Source organism: Arsenophonus nasoniae (assembly GCF_004768525.1).
GTDB classification, from domain to species: Bacteria; Pseudomonadota; Gammaproteobacteria; order Enterobacterales; family Enterobacteriaceae; genus Arsenophonus; species Arsenophonus nasoniae.
On the sequence record NZ_CP038613.1, the window covers coordinates 3,591,986 to 3,609,294 of the forward strand.

General features: G+C 37.0%; 17 protein-coding genes and 1 pseudogene. 16 read left to right on the forward strand and 2 right to left on the reverse strand.

From position 1 onward, the window contains the following. Positions 1-813 precede the first annotated feature (813 nt). Positions 814-2,834: pseudogene (locus tag ArsFIN_RS18065) on the forward strand (oxidoreductase). A 526-nt stretch (positions 2,835-3,360) separates the two neighbouring features. On the opposite strand, the gene ArsFIN_RS18070 reads toward ArsFIN_RS18065, so the two are convergent. Continuing rightward, positions 3,361-4,317: a TerC family protein gene (locus ArsFIN_RS18070; protein WP_026821403.1), complete on the reverse strand. Its 957-nt coding sequence runs from the start codon at positions 4,315-4,317 to the stop codon at positions 3,361-3,363. Positions 4,318-4,848: 531 nt separating this feature from the next. Between ArsFIN_RS18070 and ArsFIN_RS18075 the strand changes: the two genes are divergently transcribed. The 5 genes from ArsFIN_RS18075 (at position 4,849) to ArsFIN_RS18095 (ending at position 7,344) form a co-directional block, all read left to right on the forward strand. Then, positions 4,849-5,514: a DedA family protein gene (locus ArsFIN_RS18075; RefSeq protein WP_026821402.1), complete on the forward strand. Its 666-nt coding sequence runs from the start codon at positions 4,849-4,851 to the stop codon at positions 5,512-5,514. 224 nt (positions 5,515-5,738) lie between these two features. Beyond that, positions 5,739-6,035 carry a DUF883 family protein gene (locus ArsFIN_RS18080; protein WP_026821401.1) on the forward strand — a complete coding sequence of 99 codons (297 nt, stop codon included), beginning with the start codon at positions 5,739-5,741 and terminating at the stop codon, positions 6,033-6,035. Between the two features lies 1 nt (position 6,036). After that, complete coding sequence (locus ArsFIN_RS18085) at positions 6,037-6,444, forward strand: phage holin family protein (protein ID WP_026821400.1); 408 nt, start codon at positions 6,037-6,039, stop codon at positions 6,442-6,444. Next, positions 6,431-6,727, forward strand: coding sequence for a YqjK-like family protein (locus ArsFIN_RS18090; RefSeq protein WP_034249114.1), 297 nt, complete (start codon positions 6,431-6,433; stop codon positions 6,725-6,727). Before ArsFIN_RS18085 ends, ArsFIN_RS18090 begins: the two co-directional genes overlap by 14 nt. Positions 6,728-6,948: 221 nt before the next feature. Then, the gene (locus ArsFIN_RS18095; RefSeq protein ID WP_026821398.1) at positions 6,949-7,344 is read left to right on the forward strand and encodes a DoxX family protein; all 396 of its coding nucleotides are present in this window, start codon (positions 6,949-6,951) and stop codon (positions 7,342-7,344) included. Positions 7,345-7,404: 60 nt separating this feature from the next. Here the strand turns inward: ArsFIN_RS18095 and ArsFIN_RS18100 are convergent, their stop codons facing one another. Then, on the reverse strand, positions 7,405-8,322 hold the full coding sequence (locus ArsFIN_RS18100) for a LysR family transcriptional regulator (RefSeq protein ID WP_026821397.1): 918 nt from the start codon (positions 8,320-8,322) through the stop codon (positions 7,405-7,407). Between the two features lie 112 nt (positions 8,323-8,434). Here ArsFIN_RS18100 and ArsFIN_RS18105 point away from each other — a divergent pair, with 112 nt between their 5' ends. The 10 genes from ArsFIN_RS18105 (at position 8,435) to dagF (ending at position 17,254) form a co-directional block, all read left to right on the forward strand. Continuing rightward, positions 8,435-9,136 carry a pirin family protein gene (locus ArsFIN_RS18105; protein WP_026821396.1) on the forward strand — a complete coding sequence of 234 codons (702 nt, stop codon included), beginning with the start codon at positions 8,435-8,437 and terminating at the stop codon, positions 9,134-9,136. Positions 9,137-9,331: 195 nt separating this feature from the next. Next, positions 9,332-11,266 carry a BglG family transcription antiterminator gene (locus ArsFIN_RS18110; RefSeq protein ID WP_026821395.1) on the forward strand — a complete coding sequence of 645 codons (1,935 nt, stop codon included), beginning with the start codon at positions 9,332-9,334 and terminating at the stop codon, positions 11,264-11,266. 486 nt (positions 11,267-11,752) lie between these two features. Beyond that, a complete protein-coding gene (locus ArsFIN_RS18115) occupies positions 11,753-12,091 on the forward strand; it encodes a PRD domain-containing protein (protein ID WP_026821394.1) in 339 nt (112 codons plus the stop codon). Between the two features lie 20 nt (positions 12,092-12,111). Continuing rightward, positions 12,112-12,477: an SFCGS family glycine-rich protein gene (locus ArsFIN_RS18120; protein ID WP_026821393.1), complete on the forward strand. Its 366-nt coding sequence runs from the start codon at positions 12,112-12,114 to the stop codon at positions 12,475-12,477. Next, positions 12,477-12,773 (forward strand): DUF4312 family protein, encoded by a 297-nt coding sequence (locus tag ArsFIN_RS18125; protein WP_026821392.1) that lies wholly within the window; start codon positions 12,477-12,479, stop codon positions 12,771-12,773. The genes ArsFIN_RS18120 and ArsFIN_RS18125 overlap by 1 nt, the downstream gene beginning before the upstream one ends. 27 nt (positions 12,774-12,800) lie before the next feature. Next, positions 12,801-13,592: a DUF4311 domain-containing protein gene (locus ArsFIN_RS18130; protein WP_026821391.1), complete on the forward strand. Its 792-nt coding sequence runs from the start codon at positions 12,801-12,803 to the stop codon at positions 13,590-13,592. A gap of 2 nt (positions 13,593-13,594) precedes the next feature. Beyond that, the gene (locus tag ArsFIN_RS18135; RefSeq protein ID WP_026821390.1) at positions 13,595-14,245 is read left to right on the forward strand and encodes a DUF4310 family protein; all 651 of its coding nucleotides are present in this window, start codon (positions 13,595-13,597) and stop codon (positions 14,243-14,245) included. 27 nt (positions 14,246-14,272) lie between these two features. After that, on the forward strand, positions 14,273-15,412 hold the full coding sequence (locus ArsFIN_RS18140; protein WP_026821389.1) for an amidohydrolase/deacetylase family metallohydrolase: 1,140 nt from the start codon (positions 14,273-14,275) through the stop codon (positions 15,410-15,412). After that, positions 15,396-16,511, forward strand: a complete 1,116-nt coding sequence (locus ArsFIN_RS18145; RefSeq protein WP_026821388.1) for a DgaE family pyridoxal phosphate-dependent ammonia lyase — start codon at positions 15,396-15,398, stop codon at positions 16,509-16,511. Before ArsFIN_RS18140 ends, ArsFIN_RS18145 begins: the two co-directional genes overlap by 17 nt. Then, positions 16,511-17,254, forward strand: a complete 744-nt coding sequence (gene dagF / locus ArsFIN_RS18150; RefSeq protein WP_034249111.1) for a 2-dehydro-3-deoxy-phosphogluconate aldolase — start codon at positions 16,511-16,513, stop codon at positions 17,252-17,254. The genes ArsFIN_RS18145 and dagF overlap by 1 nt, the downstream gene beginning before the upstream one ends. The last annotated feature ends 55 nt before the right edge of the window (positions 17,255-17,309 follow it).

Sequence of the window (17,309 nt, forward strand, 5' to 3'; positions counted from 1 at the left end):
AACATTATTATTCTTTATTTTCCGGTTAAAGCCATTTGCCTTTTTATAACTACCTATATATTTATAAAAGATCAAAACTTTTTAGTTTTATCTTACTCATCCTAAATCCAGCAATACTTCAACATAATCAGATTGATCTTAATAGTTAAAAATATTATCACTACAACAAAATAATAAAGAACTCCCGAATACCTTCTAAATCTATTTTGATTAATTCTAATTAACTAACTTTTGTCTACTTAAATTTTAGCTAAGTATCAAAAAAATCTTATACATATAAATAAAAGTGATAACATAACAATTTTTTAGTCTACGCCCAATGACCAAAAGTAAAATGAATACAAAAAACGGTTAATTATTATAAATAATTTTCTAAATCAATAAGTTAAAATTGTACAATCATACTTACCAAATATGTGGTTTATAACAGTCCTGTAAAAATTCGGTTGTTATCGTAAGGTGAAAATAGATCTATGAAGAAGCACAATTCTATCAAATCTCCTATCATTCAAATGTGACTCTACACTAAAATTAATAACATTTAACTACCAAAAGAATGAAAATTGCAATTTTAGGCTTTTACAACGTCATTTTTATCCTAACTATGATTAGTATAGGATTTTATAGGTATTTATTAATCAGCAAATATATTTCAGTAAATATGATAAAAATCACAATTTATTAATAACAATATCGTTTTTCAACTATTTATATGGGTTAAATTAAGATAATGTTTCTAAAATTTGCGTTGCAATTAGCTATTAAGTAATAACAATAATCCAATACTAAAAACCCATCATAAGGAAAATGGATATGCATCTCTTTCCTCATTTATTTAAGCCCTTAGACTTAGGTTATACGCAATTAAAAAACAGAGTTATTATGGGCTCTATGCATACTGGACTAGAAGAGCATCCTCAAGCTAGTGTTAGGTTAGCCAAATTCTATGCTGAAAGGGCAAAAAATAATATTGGATTAATCATCACTGGCGGCATCGCCCCTAATCACCCTGGCAGCCTAACCAAAGATGGAGCAACCTTAATTAGCAAGAAACAAATTTTCCATCATCAAAAGATTACTAATGCAGTGCATCAAGCAGGGGGGAAAATCGCCTTACAAATCCTTCACGCTGGCCGTTATAGCTATCATCCTGATCTAGTTGCACCTAGTGCACTACAAGCGAGTATTAATCCCTTTTTGCCTAAACCACTCGGTCATACTGCAATTTTACAAACAATTGAAGACTACGCTAATTGTGCTGAACTTGCTTTGCTCGCGGGCTATGATGGTATAGAAATTATGGGTTCAGAGGGTTATTTAATTAACCAATTTATTACTCAATATACAAATCATCGTGATGATTTATGGGGCGGTAGTTATCAAAATCGGATCCGATTTCCGATTGAAGTCATCAAAACTGTTCGACAACGAGTAGGAGATAATTTTATTATTATTTACCGACTATCTATGCTTGATTTAATTGAAAAAGGATCCATCTGGTGTGAAATTGAGCACTTAGCACAAGCAATCGAAATTGCAGGTGCATCGATGATCAGTACCGGTATTGGCTGGCATGAATCGAGGATCCCGACTATTGCAATGATGGTACCAAGGGCAGGCTTTACTTGGGTCACTAAAAAATTGATGGGAAAAATATCAATCCCTTTAATTTGTACTAATCGCATCAATTCACCCGAAGTCGCTGAGCAGATTTTATCTGATGGCTGTGCTGATTTAGTTTCTATGGCACGACCATTTCTTGCTGATTCTGAGTTTATGACTAAAGCGGCGGAAAATCGTGCGGATGAAATTAATACCTGTATAGCTTGCAATCAAGCCTGTTTAGATCAGATATTTGTTGGTAAACAAGCATCATGTTTAGTTAACCCACGCGCTTGCCATGAATTAGACTTTCCTTTTCGACCCGTATTAAAACCAAAAAACATTGCGGTTATCGGCGCCGGTCCAGCTGGATTATCATTTGCTATCACAGCGGCAGAGCGTGGTCACCATATTACTTTATTTGAACAAGAATGTCAGATCGGCGGCCAACTCAATCTTGCTAAACAAATCCCTGGGAAAATAGAATTTCAAGAAACTATTCGTTACTTTCAACGTCAACTGATACTAAAAAATGTTACTGTTCATTTAACTAAAAAAGCCTCAGCTGAACAATTGGTAAACTTTGATGAAATCATCATTGCTACAGGCGTCCTACCCAAAAAAATCCACATTGAAGGTATCGAGCACGCTAGTGTCGTAAATTATTACGATGTATTAAAACATCATATTTCCATTGGTTCTCAAGTAGCAATTATTGGCGCTGGCGGGATTGGTTTTGATATAGCACAACATCTTTGTCAAGAAATAGATAATAGTAGCCAAGACATTGATGCTTTTACACATCAATGGAACATTGATACAACGATATCTCAACCAGGTGGTATTAATCTTAAAGGTGAACAGCACCTAAGTTCTCCTCGTAAAATTTATCTGCTGCAATGAAAATTAGCGCGTGTTGGTGAACAACTTGGCAAAACAACCGGCTGGATCCATCGCTTAAACTTACTACGCCATGGCGTTATTATGATGAATGGTGTTAGCTACCATAAAATTGATGATCAGGGGCTGCACATTTATCATAATAAGCAAAAAAGTGTTTGCCTGTTGATAACATCATCATCTGTGCTGGCCAAGAATCCCTTCGCACTTTAGCCGACGCATTATATAAATTAGGCAAGAGACCCCATATTATTGGTGGTGCTGATATTGCCGTAGAGCTTGATGCACGGCGCGCGATTGATCAAGGAATGCGCCTTGCATATACAATATAAAGAAAAACACCAATAATCGTTGATATAGCCATCAGAAAGGCAGCAATTGAATAGGCCGACTATAGGTTTTCTGGCCTCTTTTATGGTTAACAATCGAAGAAATAACCAATATTCATACTTAAATAAGCGTAACCACTCCCAAGAAACTAATAAACTGTCGTTAAAAAAATTATCATTCTGCATGCCATTAACCCCAAGCTTCGCAAAAGTAATACAGCATTTAAATTAAATAGTCTTTACTTTATTAAACTTCATGTACGATATAAGACAATCAGCCAACATGCTTTTTCTATAGTCATGACAATTGTTTTATGGCTATAAAAATATTGTATTTACTCTAGTCTGGATAAAAAGATACCATCGTATATAAAAACAGATTGATTAGATAAACAACTAACTGTTTTATTAATGAATTAACCCGTAGAACTAATTTAACTAATAGAAAAAATAGCCATATCCCTTTTTACCATTATTAATCAATATAAAGGGATACAGTATTATAATATTTAAAGATATTATTTAATGATTAAATATATTTTTTATATTTATTAACAATAAGATTAATGAGCATCGTTAATGTTAAAATACCGGCAACAATACTCAGTGAAACAGCGGTCGGAATATGAAATATATCCATTAATAACATTTTTATGCCAATAAAAATTAAGATAATAGATAGCCCATATTTTAGCATAGAGAATTTTTCAGCAATACCCGATAAAACAAAATACATCGCCCGCAAACCTAAAATCGCAAATAGATTTGAAGTTAATACAATAAATGGATCTGTTGTTACTGCAAAAATAGCCGGTATGCTATCCACCGCGAAAATAATGTCACTAATCTCAACTAAAATTAATACCATAATCAACGGAGTCGCTAATAAAATGCCTTGTTGACGAATAAAAAAACACTTCCCATGTAAGGTATTTGTCATGCGTAAATGAGAACCTAGCCATTTTACTAAGGGTTTTTTATCAATTGATTGATCATTTTCTTTAACGAAGAACATTTTAATACCAGTGAAGAGTAGAAAAATGCCAAAAAGATACAAAATCCAATGAAATTGTGAGACTAGCCAACTGCCTGTAAAGATCATAATAGTACGCAATACTATCGCACCCAACACGCCATAGATAAGTACTCGGCGCTGTAAATTCACCGGTATTGAAAAATAATTAAATAACATTAACCAAACAAATACATTATCAACAGCCAATGCTTTTTCCAGTAAATAACCGGTTAAAAAAGCCATTGTTTGACGGTTAGCAATCGTTAGGCTAGTTGTCTGTTTAAAATAAAACCATAGACCTAAGGCAAACAATAATGCCAAACTAATCCAAATTAAACTCCATGTAATAGCCTGTCTTACTGTTATTTCTCTTCCCTTATGCTTACTCTGTAAAGAAATATCAATAAGTAACATAACCGCAATAACAATAGTAAAAATTACCCATAATACGGGAGTACCAACAGAATGCATATTAGCTCCTAGAAACGAAAAACGGCCGAACCCCACAGAAGGCTCAGCCGTTATAATCCATTTTAGTCTTCATAGGTTTCTATTCCACTAATTTAAATTATAAGTAAACCTTGCCTACTGGCAAGGTCTCACTTACAACACAAAAGCGACGTTGATATTCACCTGTGATGCCCGGCTACCGGGTGCATAACACCGTAATGACGACAAACCGGCTAAAGAAGTTACTCCCCTTTGCTAGCTAATAAAATAAAAGATTTGCTAGCGAAACACAAGATATTGGTAAATGTATTTCATGAATTGTAAAAAAATAAAATATTAAATAGAAAGTCAATTTCACCGAAAATTTACTATTTAGTTATTTATGATTTTGTTAGAGTATCTGATTAGTCTAATATATTATGCTTATATCTGAATTTAATATTTAAGCTCATATTACAACCTTTTTAACTAGAATCACATTATCTCTAATAAGGGATAATAGGTAATAACTGCCAATTAGGTTTAAAGATAACGGTATTTAGGAAACACTTGATGGAATTAGTTAAAGAACTTTTTTTTGCACTCTGGCATCAAGATTACAATATGCTAATGAATCCTTCATTGGTATGGGCTATCTACATTATATTGTTTGCAATATTATTTTTGGAAAATGGAATATTACCTGCCGCTTTTTTACCTGGTGACAGTTTGCTTATCCTAGTCGGTGTCCTAATAGCCAAAGACACTATCAATTATCCATTAACAATCTTTATCTTAACTGCAGGTGCCAGTTTGGGTTGCTGGATAGGATATCTGCAAGGTAAATGGCTAGAAAACAATAAAATTGTGCAAAGCTGGCTCTCTCATCTACCTGAACATTATCACCAGCGAGCTTATGGCCTTTTCCATCGCCATGGTTTGGCAGCACTGCTTATTGGCCGTTTTCTTGCTTTTATCAGGACAGTTCTCCCTACCATCGCCGGCCTATCCGGTTTACCTAATGGACGCTTCCAGTTTTTTAATTGGCTTAGTGGGTTACTTTGGGTATTGATTTTAACCACTATTGGTTATGTATTCGGTAAAAGTCCACTCTTTCAATACTATGAACGCCAAATTATGAGCATCTTGATGCTGATCCCGGTTGTCTTGCTTTTTATTGGTCTAATAGGCAGTATAGCCGTAGTATTAAAGAAAAAATTTAATCGCCGTAATCCCTAAATCCAACTTAATTTATGCTGTTGCCTACTTCCCTAGTAACAGCATTCCTTTCAGTCAAACTGTTTATCAAATTGTCATACCAATATAGTTATTTTTATATTTCAATATAACAAATTTTAAATTACCTTTAATGAGATATAGATTGATTTTATTGGATCTTTTACTATTCTCAAAGAACAAGAGTGATAAAAATTAACGATCTTTATTGAAAAGAGGTTAACGTTATGAAAAATACCGAAAACCTACGTACAGAATTAAAATCATTAGCTGATTCTTTGGAAGAAGTTTTGAACAATACAGAAAATAAGTCCAAAGCAGAAATTGATAAAATTCGCCGTAAAGCAGAAAAAGCGTTAAACGATTCTCGCCAAAAACTGAGTGATGTCAGTGGTAAAATTATTGATCAAACTAAGGAAGTTGCTGGCCGGGCAGATGATTATGTACATGAAAAACCATGGACCGGTGTTGGCGTAGGTGCCGCTGTCGGGCTGGTATTAGGCATTTTACTGGCTAGACGTTAATATGCGAGAAAATCAACATCCAGATGGGCCGGCTAAAGGCTTGCTAACTACCTTACAACGGATAGGTTCTATTCTTATTAATATGGTTGAGACACGACTGCAACTTGTTGCAGTCGAACTCGAGCAAGAAAAGCAAACCTTTGTTCAACTGATTTTATTAGCCGGTACCACATTACTATTAATCGCATTTGGCCTGATGAGTTTGCTGGTATTAGTTTTTCTCATGGTTGATCCCGCCTATCGTATACAAGTGGTTGCTATTACAACGGCTGTTTTACTTATCCTAGCATTATTAGGTACTTGCTGGACATTAAAAATAGCCCATCGCACGTCTCTATTAGCGGCTACACGTGAACAATTAAAGCAGGATATCAAACAGTTAAAACAGGATGAACATGAAACTGAGTAAAGCGAAACAATTGGTATTAAAAAAGCAGCAATTGTTAACCAATATTCAGCAGCAGCGTAATGCGCTGTCAGCAACCTCTGAACATTGGTTAGCAATTACTGCACCCTATGATCGTACTTGGCAAAAGATACTCGCTTTCAAACCACTGGTCATTGCAAGTTTTTCATTAATTGCACTCTATAATATTCGTCATCCTAAAAAACTTTATCGCCTCAGTCGACGCGCTATTGGTGTCTGGGGGATAGCTAAAACTTTACAAACATTTATAGCAAAAAAAGCCTAATCTAGTCGTAAATTTGTAAAATACTCCCTTTCGCCAAAAATTACCTGCATTAATTCATTCAATTTTTTTGCATAAGAGATTGAATTTTCCTAGCTAGTATTTTTAATAATCTAGGCTTTACTATAAATAAAACAGCAATTAACTGTTCTTGCTTGGCGGCCAAACGCCCACTATAGATTAAAACCCTTTACTTTAAATATTATGCTTTAAGAAGGATCAATATGAAAAACATAGAAAATATCACAATTTTAGTGGCGCGTATTTTAATGCCACTGTTATTTATTTTTGCCGGCTACGGTAAGCTTGGTAGTGGTTATATTGAAACCCAGCAATATATGCAAGCTATGGGTGTCCCCGCATTTTTACTCCCATTGACGATTTTATTAGAGTTTGGCGGTGGCATAGCGATCCTATTTGGGTTTTTAACTCGAACCACAGCTATTTTTACCGTTGCTTTTAGTTTGTTAACCGCTTTTATTTTTCACTTCAACTTTGCCGAAGGCGATAACCAATTGATGTTTTTAAAAGATCTCTCTATAGCTGGCGGCTATATGCTATTAGCCATTCTCGGACCAGGCAAATTCAGTATTGATCACTGGTTAAATAAAAAATGGTAATACTTAAAGTTTGGGCGATAATTTCACCATCGTCCATAAGTAAAATTTAACCCAATATTTTTAGCAAAAATGATCGATATAGTGTTCACTATTAAATAATTGAGGAATTTGACGCAAGCACCAAAATTTGGCTTCACCAATTTTGCCACGATGCCAAGCCATAATAATATTCGTCTCATGGCTATGTTCTGATCCCACGACACGTAATCGCCCCTCTTTAATATCTTTTTCAACCAACGTATAAGGCATAGTTGCTACACCTAACCCAGCTAATAAAGCGCGACGTTTTTCATCGATCGAACTGACTGTTAATCTCTGCTGTTTATCTAATAACTGTACCGTTAAGACTGGCCGTTCTTTGGCGGTATCGGCAATGGCAATCCCACGATATTTAATCCGTGTCATATCGGAAAGTGGCTCTGGTTCTTGATGAATAGGATGCTCAGGACTGGCAACATAAACATTATTAATAGTACAAAGTCGACGACTATTAATTTCAGGTGAGGAGCGAAAATGCAAATCAGGGGCAATCACAATATCAGCTTTACCGGTTTCTAAACATTCCCATGCACCGGCTAATACTTCAGTTAATAAAGAGAGTTGTGTTTCCGATTTTTGTGCCAATTTATCGACTAAAGGAAAAAGTGTTGAGACGGGAATTAAGACTTCACAAACAATAGTAAGATAGGGTTCCCAACCACGCGCTAATGCTTCAGCATCAACCACAAGTTTATCTGCTGCTTCTAGTAATAATCGCCCTCGTTCCAATAACATTCGACCAACATCCGTAAAACGAGTTCGATGGCCAGAACGATCAAAGAGTACCACATCAAGCTCTTCTTCTAATTTTTGCATCGTATAACTTAATGCAGAAGGGACTTTACCCAATTCATCAGCTGCTGCTGCAAAACTTCCGCGTCGGTCAATGGCATTCATTACGCGTAACGCATCTAATGTTAGTGCACGCTCTTTACTCATAAAGGATCTCAATCAAGAAATTTGAATGTTTAACTCAGATTAACTAGCTAACAATTTTTCGTCTAGTTAATTATTATTTTTCATCATAAATTATCTGAAAGGTAAAATTACTATGATAATTCCTAGAATAGAAAAAGAGTGTGGTCATGCTGATTTTGGTTGGTTACAAGCACAGTATACCTTCTCTTTTGGTCACTATTTTGATCCTAATTTTACCCATTACGGTGCTTTGCGAGTATTAAATCGAGAAACTATCGCGCCAAAGGCGGCCTGCCGGGCCAAAACCTATCCCAATATCGATATCATTAATTTGGTTTTACAGGGTGAGGCTGAATTCCACGATAGTGAAGGAAATCGCATTTATCAATCTGAAAATGAGTGCTTACTTATATCTCCGTTACATAATATAAGTTATAGCGAACACAATATTAATCACGAAAAACCGTTAATACAATTACAGTTATGGATTAATGCCTGCGTTGAATATTTCTGCCACCCACCCCAAAAACGTAAACTGGTTAATAATAATGCATTGACATTACTTGCTTCACCAAATGGTTCGGAGAAGAGCTTAAAAATTCGACAACAAACTTGGATTAGCCATATTTATTTAAAAATGGAACAAAATATAACGCTTAACCTGAAAGAGAAAAATAGTTATCTATATTCAATTACAGGAATAATCAAATTAGAAAACAATATTCACAAAATAGCTTATATTGACTATAGTGATGGTGCATTTTTGATGCAGGAACAAAAGGTAAAATTAACTGCCCAAACAGATTTTCGTGGCATATTGATTTATTTAAATTAAACATAAAATTGATAACTTTCAATAAAGTATTTAATAAAAAGATCGACAGCAAATAAAAGTGATAGAATAAATAGAGTTTTTAATAGATATAATTTATTTGGATGTCAGTGATAACCTTTTCATCAAGTTTTTAACTAGGATATCATCTTCAATCACAAACAACTTTTCTATTTTATTAATTGAAAGGTATAACTCGTGGCTGTTTTTACAAATCAACGTATCCATCAAATTTTTACTAATATTCAGACCGAAATTGTATCGCAAGAAGAACTTGCTAAACGTTTTGGTGTTTCAACGCGCACCATACGTTCAGACATCAACGAATTAAATGAATATTTGCAGGATTATGATGCGTGCATCGTTTATGAGCGCGGCAACGGATACCATTTAAAAATTAATAACGAAGCCCTTTTTGCTACCATCAAAACGGAAAAAATAGCGGATGATGAAAATATTCCGCGTACAGCGAAAGATCGAGTTGATGCATTATTATTAAAGCTTTTAATGTTGCCATTACCCGTTAAACTTGATGATATTGCAGAAAAATGGTTTATCAGTCGCGGTACCATACAGCAGGATATGAGTATTGTCAGAGAATATTTGCATAAACATGACATTCAGTTGGAAGGTATTCCACATCAAGGGATACGATTAAGTGGTAATGAATGGGCCATTCGTACTTGTATTACCGAAATATTATGGCGGCGTTTCTCCCAGGAAATAAATAAAGACATCGCTAAATTTAGTATGACCTATCTTGATAATATTGATTTAACCTATATTGATAAAGTATTGCAAAATAGCCTTAGCCGCTTTGATATTCGACTAACTAACGAAGGCCACCAATATCTTATCTTTAATTGTGCTACCACTATCTTGCGTATTACTCGTGGCCGTGAATTAACCACTTTTATTAATAATGAAATGGATCCTGTTATTCAAAACGCGGTCAAAGAGATTTCTAACGGACTGATTTACTTTCTCGGTGGTGATCTATCAAAAGCAGAACAAGCTTACTTATGCACACAGCTAGCTGCTCAACGTATTATTGGTAATGAACCGCCCACGCAAAAAACAGGTTTACATACCAAATTACTTGATCATATTTTGCAATATATAAACGATTCATATAATTACGATTTACGCAATGATGAGAAACTAAAACGTGACTTGACCACCCATCTCGCCACCTTATTGACTCGTTTACAATTTAATATTAATACCCCGAATCCGTTACTTAACGATATCAAACAATATTATCCTTTTGCTTATGATGTCACCCTCGATGCCCTACGCAGTGCTAGTACCCTGCTTCCTTACCCAATTAGTGAAGACGAGCTTGGTTATCTAGCAGTCCATATTGGAGTAAGTTTGGAATGTAATTATGGTACCAGCCAACATCGTCCAACTCAGGTTTTAGTCGTTACTGATTCAGGCAACTCAACAGTACGGGTTATAGAAACCAAAATTATGCGTGAATTTCCTCAACTGAAATTTAATCGTGCACTATCATTACAAGAATATGAAGCCTTAAAAAACATCGATGAAGATTTTGTCATTACCACCATTCGATTAGCGGAAAAAAATAAACCAGTGGTGAAAATCGCTCCCTTTCCGACTCCTTATCAACTGGAGCAGGTTGGGCGGTTAGCGATGATCAACCAAACCAAACCTTATATTATTGAACGATTCTTTGATGAACGTTATTTCATCATACTTAATGAAAAAATTAGCCAAGAAGCGCTATTTAAAAAAATCTGTAAAAAACTTCAAGCCGATGGTTATGTCACTAGCGATTTTTATCCATCGCTGATCGAACGAGAATCCATTGTGTCAACCTTACTAGGCGAAGGTATTGCCTTACCTCACTCATTAGGTTTATTGGCAAATAAAACGGTGGTTGTTACGATAATTTCACCACAAGGGATCGAGTGGAATGCAGAAACCAAGGAAGTGGCTAATGTCATTTTTCTGCTAGCCATTAGTAAAGCTGATTATGAAGAAGCAATCGCTATTTATGAGTTATTTGTTACTTTCGTCAAAGAAAAAGCAACCAAGAGACTAATTAATAGTAGAAATTTCAATGATTTTCAGGTTATTGCTAAGGATAGTCTAAGTCGTATTAATTAATAATTTCCACTAAATAGTGGAAAAGTGGAAATAATAAGCTAAAAGTGCCATTTTTAGTGATCATTATCATAAGACAGGCAATTTTTTTATCTTTTTGCTCACCACATACTTTGAGCTACTTTAAATTGGCAAGCCAAACTTCCAGAAACCTATTATGATTTAGTAGGCTATTTCCACTTAATAAGCTTACTAAAGAAACAAATAATTAACCAACTTTAAATTAGCTAATCAACTGAAATATAACAAAAATAATAATATCCCAATGTATTGAATAACAACAGAAATAATAAAAAATCAGTCCCTGATTTAGTTACATTTCCAATTTGATTAAAATTAAATCGTTATTTTTGTCTTTATTTTTCCAGATATTTGCCAGTTGAAAGTGGAAATGTTTCCTCTCCAAAACCATACTGGAAAGGACTAAAGTTATTAACAATAGCAAAAGACCAGTTTTATTTTAATTTCCAAATGGGATAGCGAAAATTTATGAGTGAATCCTCAATTGTTTTTAATGTCGCAAAAGACAACCTGGATGTAGAGACTGTCACCAATAAATTAATTTCTATTATTGATGGCTGGCTAAAAACTGAAGGGGCCCATACAACTGATGTTCAACAGCAGATGCTACGTTCTCACGTTAAAGCAATGGTAGAGAGAGCAAAAACAGGTGAGTCTCTGCCTGAAGTGGATGTCTCACTGTTTGAAGAAATATCCCCTGAATCCATTGCCTTGGCCGAGAAAGTTGTTCACACCTTGCCTGGCTTGGCTCAGGAAGAGGCTTATCTGCTCTCAGTTCATTTTGAAGTAGCGCGTTCTAACTCTTAAAGATAATAGGAGAATTAAATATGAAACAGATCCATGTCGTTATTGGTGATCGTTTAGGCAAAGGACAAAAAGTGGCTGCCGGTGTTGAAGCTGCCGGTGGTAAAGCAACTGTTATTCCTGGCGTTGCTGCTGATATGAAGTTAGGCGACGTAATGAAAGAACATAATGCAGATTTAGGGATCTCATTTTGTGGTAGTGGCGGTGCAGGTGCCATCACTGCTCAAACTAAGTATGGCTATAAAGCACGTTATGGTATGCGTTCGATTGAAGAAGGCGAAACGGCGATTGCAGATGGCTGTAATGTCCTTGGGTTTGGTTTTATGGATAAAGAAGAGTTGGGCGAACGTTTAGTCAAAGCATTTAATAAGAAACATGGCAATGCATGATGAAACAGAAAATGGAAACATCTGTACGTGTTAATGGTCACGGGAATTCCCGACAAAAAGCACTTGCTGATGCACTAAGTTCAATTCAACGTACCGTACTAAAAAACACTGATAACATTCTGCTACGTATCGAACCGAAAGACATCACCGTTATCAGCGCTAAAGTAAAAACGACAACAGAAAGGTTTCTTTTTTTATTCTTACCCCGCAAGCGTGAATATTTCTCTGTTGTTTTAGATGTTTCACTAGATATCACCTTGCTAAATGTTAAAGAAATCACATTTACCGATGAATAATCGGTATCTTGATTTGGAGAAAATGTCATGGGCGAGACAACGTCTTTTTTAGAAATACTCGGCATGTCCCTAATTATTGGTGGCTTATGTGGTTTTGGCCTCGGTGCAGGTGCTGCGCGTATGTTTCACGCACCCACTGTTCAAGGTATGGGAGCTTTCCGTACATTAGGTGAATTAAATTCCTGTGAAGGCGATCCTGCTTCTCACTTTTCATTCGGCTTAGGTTTTTTCTTCAATGCTTGGGCATCATCCGTTGCTGCTGGTGCTTTTACGCAAGACGTTGATCACCGAATTATACCCAACTGGGGTACTGCCGTCTTAATGATAAAAAACCGCAATGTCGCGGAAACAATGCATAATCCGAAGAAAATGGCCATTGCCTGTAGCATTATCGGTGCCATAGTGGTTGCTTTCTTAAATACAACGGCTTCTGCCGTGCCTGCTGCGCTACAAACTACAGCAATTAATGTCTTAGTTCCTGCGGCAAATTTATTAGTCGAAATTGTCATGCCGGTCATCTTCTGGTTAGCCGCCATGGATGCTGGTCGTCGTTCAGGTTTTTGGGCAACCCTGCTTGGTGGTTGTGCACAACTTATTATGGGCAATGCTATTCCAGGCCTTGTGCTTGGGATCTTGATTGGTAAAGGCGTCGACGATAGTGGCTGGACAAAAATCACCCGCACTATGATGGTGGCAGTAATCTTATTGTTCGTACTCAGCGCCTTCTTCCGCGGATTTGATGTCAAAATACTCGAATCTTTCCATCTTGGTGCACCTAACTGGCTGCAACATATCCACCAAATCATGAGTGGAGAATAATTATGACAACGGAAATCAATAAAAAAGACTTTTGGTACGCAGAGTGGTCATTTCCTCTGTTTGTTGGACTACTGTCTGCCGGCATCTTTGCTGGAACTCATATGTATGTCGTTTATGGCTTCGGTGCTTTCAATGAAGTTGCCTTCGTGGCTATGCTACGTTCCGGTCTTGATACCGGTGTTTTTGGTGCAGTGGCGGCATTTGGTGCTAGTTTCCTCTTTGCCCGTATCATTGAAGGCTCGCTGGTAGGGATCTTGGATATAGGTGGTGCTTTACAAACGGGACTTGGTTTAGGCGTACCAGCGTTATTACTGGCTAGTGGTATGGACTTTTTAGTCACCAATTTCTGGGCATCGCTGATGACCGGCCTAGTATTAGGTATCGTTATTGGTTGTATCATTATCTTCGCTCGCAAATTTACCGTGGGACAAACTAATTCCACCTTCGGGGCTGATGTCATGATGGGTGCAGGTAACACCTCTGGTCGGTTTTTAGGCCCATTGATCATTTTAGCCGCGATGGCAGCCTCGATTCCAATTGGTATTGGTTCGCTTATTGGTTCATTACTTTTTTATATTTGGAAAAAACCGATTGCCGGCGGAGCCATACTCGGTGCGATGATTCTGGGTTATTTTTTCCCTATCGCCGCCTAAATTTGCAAGAAAATAAAGAAGGCTATTATGAACGATCTCATTATCAAACAAGGGAAACTTATCAACGACCAGATCGTTGATATCTTAGTACGTGATAGCAAAATTGTTGCCATTGGCTCTGATGCTGCCAAAGGACAACAAGCAACTAAAACGATTGATTTAAAAGGCGAACTTTATATTAGTGCCGGCTGGATCGATGCCCATACCCATTGTTACCCAGAATCACCGATTTACTTCGATGAACCCGACTTAGCCGGCGCATCCTGCGGGGTTACCACACTAGTAGATGCTGGTAGTGTTGGCGCAGATGATATTGATCACTTTTTTGCTATTACACGTAAAGTCAAAACCAATGTCTATTCACTGCTTAATATCGCTAAAACAGGTATTATTGCCCAAAATGAATTAGCCGATATGCAGCAAATTGACGAAGCTAGTTTACAAAAAGCTATCGATGATCATCCAGACTTTGTCGTCGGGATAAAAGCACGCATGAGTAAGAGCGTGGTTGGTGAAAATGGTATAACTCCGCTTGTCAAAGCAAAAGCAATGCAGAAAAAAAGTGGGTTACCATTAATGGTACATATTGGTAATAATCCACCCAATCTTGATGATATCGCAGATTTGTTAACCAAAGGTGATATCATTACCCACTGTTTTAATGGTAAACCTAATCGTATTCTGGATGATAATGGCAATTTAAAGCCATCAATTCAACGTGCACTTGCTCGTGGAGTGATCTTGGATGTGGGTCACGGTGGTGAAAGTTTCAGCTTTAAAGTTGCGGAACAAGCTATGCGTATTGGTACTTATCCTGATATCATCAGTTCCGATATTTACCACAAAAATCGTATCAATGGTCCAGTTTATAGTTTGGCTTTCGTGATGACTAAATTTCTTTGTATGGGATTCTCCATACAACAAATCATTGATTGTGTCACGAAAAAAGCCGCTGACCTGCTCCATTTGCAAGGTAAAGGCTATCTAGACATCGGTATGGACGCAGACTTCACTATCTTTGATCTCAAAGAAGAGCGCACTCAACTTTCTGATGCAGAAGGTGAGGTACGCTATGGTAGCCATAAGTTTGTGCCTGTTGTTGCCATTGTTGGCGGTAAAGAAATCATTTCCACAGAAAGTGAGTCTGAATATGCAATCGATTTATGAACAATATCAACTCAAAAATGTGATTAATGCCTCCGGTCGCATGACAATGCTAGGCGTTTCTACGCCCAAAGCGGAAGTTACAGAGCGCGTCGGCTATGGACTTAATCATTACTTTGAAATCAAAGATCTGGTAAATAAAACCGGGCAATATATTGCCAAACTACTTGAGGTGGAAAATGCGGTGGTTGTGTCTTGTGCCTCAGCAGGAATTGCGCAATCCATCGCGGCCGTGATAGTAAAAGATAATGCTGATTTACTTTATAATCTTCACACTTCTCATCAACCTGTTGCCCGTGAAATTGTTATACCGAAAGGGCATAACGTTAATTATGGTGCACCAGTTGATACCATGGTCGCGCTTGGTGGGGGTGAAGTTGTCGAAGCCGGTTATGCTAATGAGTGTAGTGCAGCCCAAGTTGCTGCTAAAATTACCGATCAAACCGCAGCCATTCTTTATGTTAAATCGCACCACTGCGTACAAAAAAGTATGTTAACGGTAAAAGAAGCGGCGCAAGTTGCTAAAAAACATAAAATCCCGTTAATAGTCGATGCAGCCGCAGAAGAAGATCTAATGGCTTATTATCAAGACGGGGCTGATTTGGTGATCTACAGTGGTGCTAAAGCAATTGAAGGTCCAACTAGCGGGCTAGTCATTGGTAAACACCAATATGTTGAGTGGGTTAAACAACAAAGTAGCGGCATAGGTCGCGCAATGAAAGTCGGTAAAGAAGGTATTTTAGGACTAACATTAGCGATTGAACTCTACCTAACTGCCAAAAAAGAAACCGGCAAACAAATGGTTGAGCGGATGTCTGACTTTATTAATGATCTCAACAAAATTAAAGGGGTTAAAGCCCAAATTGTTTGGGATGCAGCTGGCCGTGATATTGCTCGAGCAGAAATAAGCTTCGATCAAAAAGCCATTGGTAAAACCACTTTCGCCATGATGGCAGAATTAAAACAAGGCGATACCGCTATCTATTTTCGCGAATATAAAGCCAACGAAGGGAAAGTTGAGGCTGATATCCGTAGTGTTACTAACGAACAAATGAAAACAATTGTCTCACGCATACGCCAAGTTGTTACTGGAGTCAAATAATGGGAAAACAATTAACCCCTAATTTCTATCATGATCGTGTTTGTCTGAATGTTCTAGCAGGCTCTCACCAAAATGCTAAAGATATTTATCAAGCTGCTGAAACTTATGTCGTGGTTGGCGTGCTGTCGAAAAACTATGCTGACTTAAATAGTGCTATCGAAGATATGGCTAAATATGCTGATGAAATTGATAATGCGCTTTCTGTCGGTTTAGGTGCAGGCGATCCCAATCAATCTAATATGGTTTCACAAATTGCTAAAGTCATTCAACCTCAACATGTAAACCAAGTATTCACTGGTGCAGCAACCAGTCGTGCACTATTGGGCCAAGAACAGACTATCGTTAATGCGCTTATTTCACCCACTGGTGAAGTTGGTAAAGTGAAAATTTCTACTGGACCGCTAAGCTCAAATTATCCAGATGCGATTGTTCCTGTTGAAACAGCAATTGCAATGTTAAAAGATATGGGCGCAAGCTCAGTGAAATTTTTTAATATGGCAGGATTAAAATATCGCGAAGAGTATCAAGTTGTTGCCGAGGCTTGTGCTAATTGTGATTTTTATCTTGAGCCAACCGGCGGTATCGACTTAGACAATTACACGGAAATTCTTAAAATTGCATTAACTGCTGGTGTAAAGAAAATTATTCCGCATATTTACAGCTCTATTATCGATAAAACAACCGGTAATACCCGCCCTGAGGACGTCAAAAAATTACTTGAAATGACAAAGCAGTGCTTATAGACGCTATTGATAATAAATAATCGGTTTATCAATTCTATTGCACTTTAAATAGTTA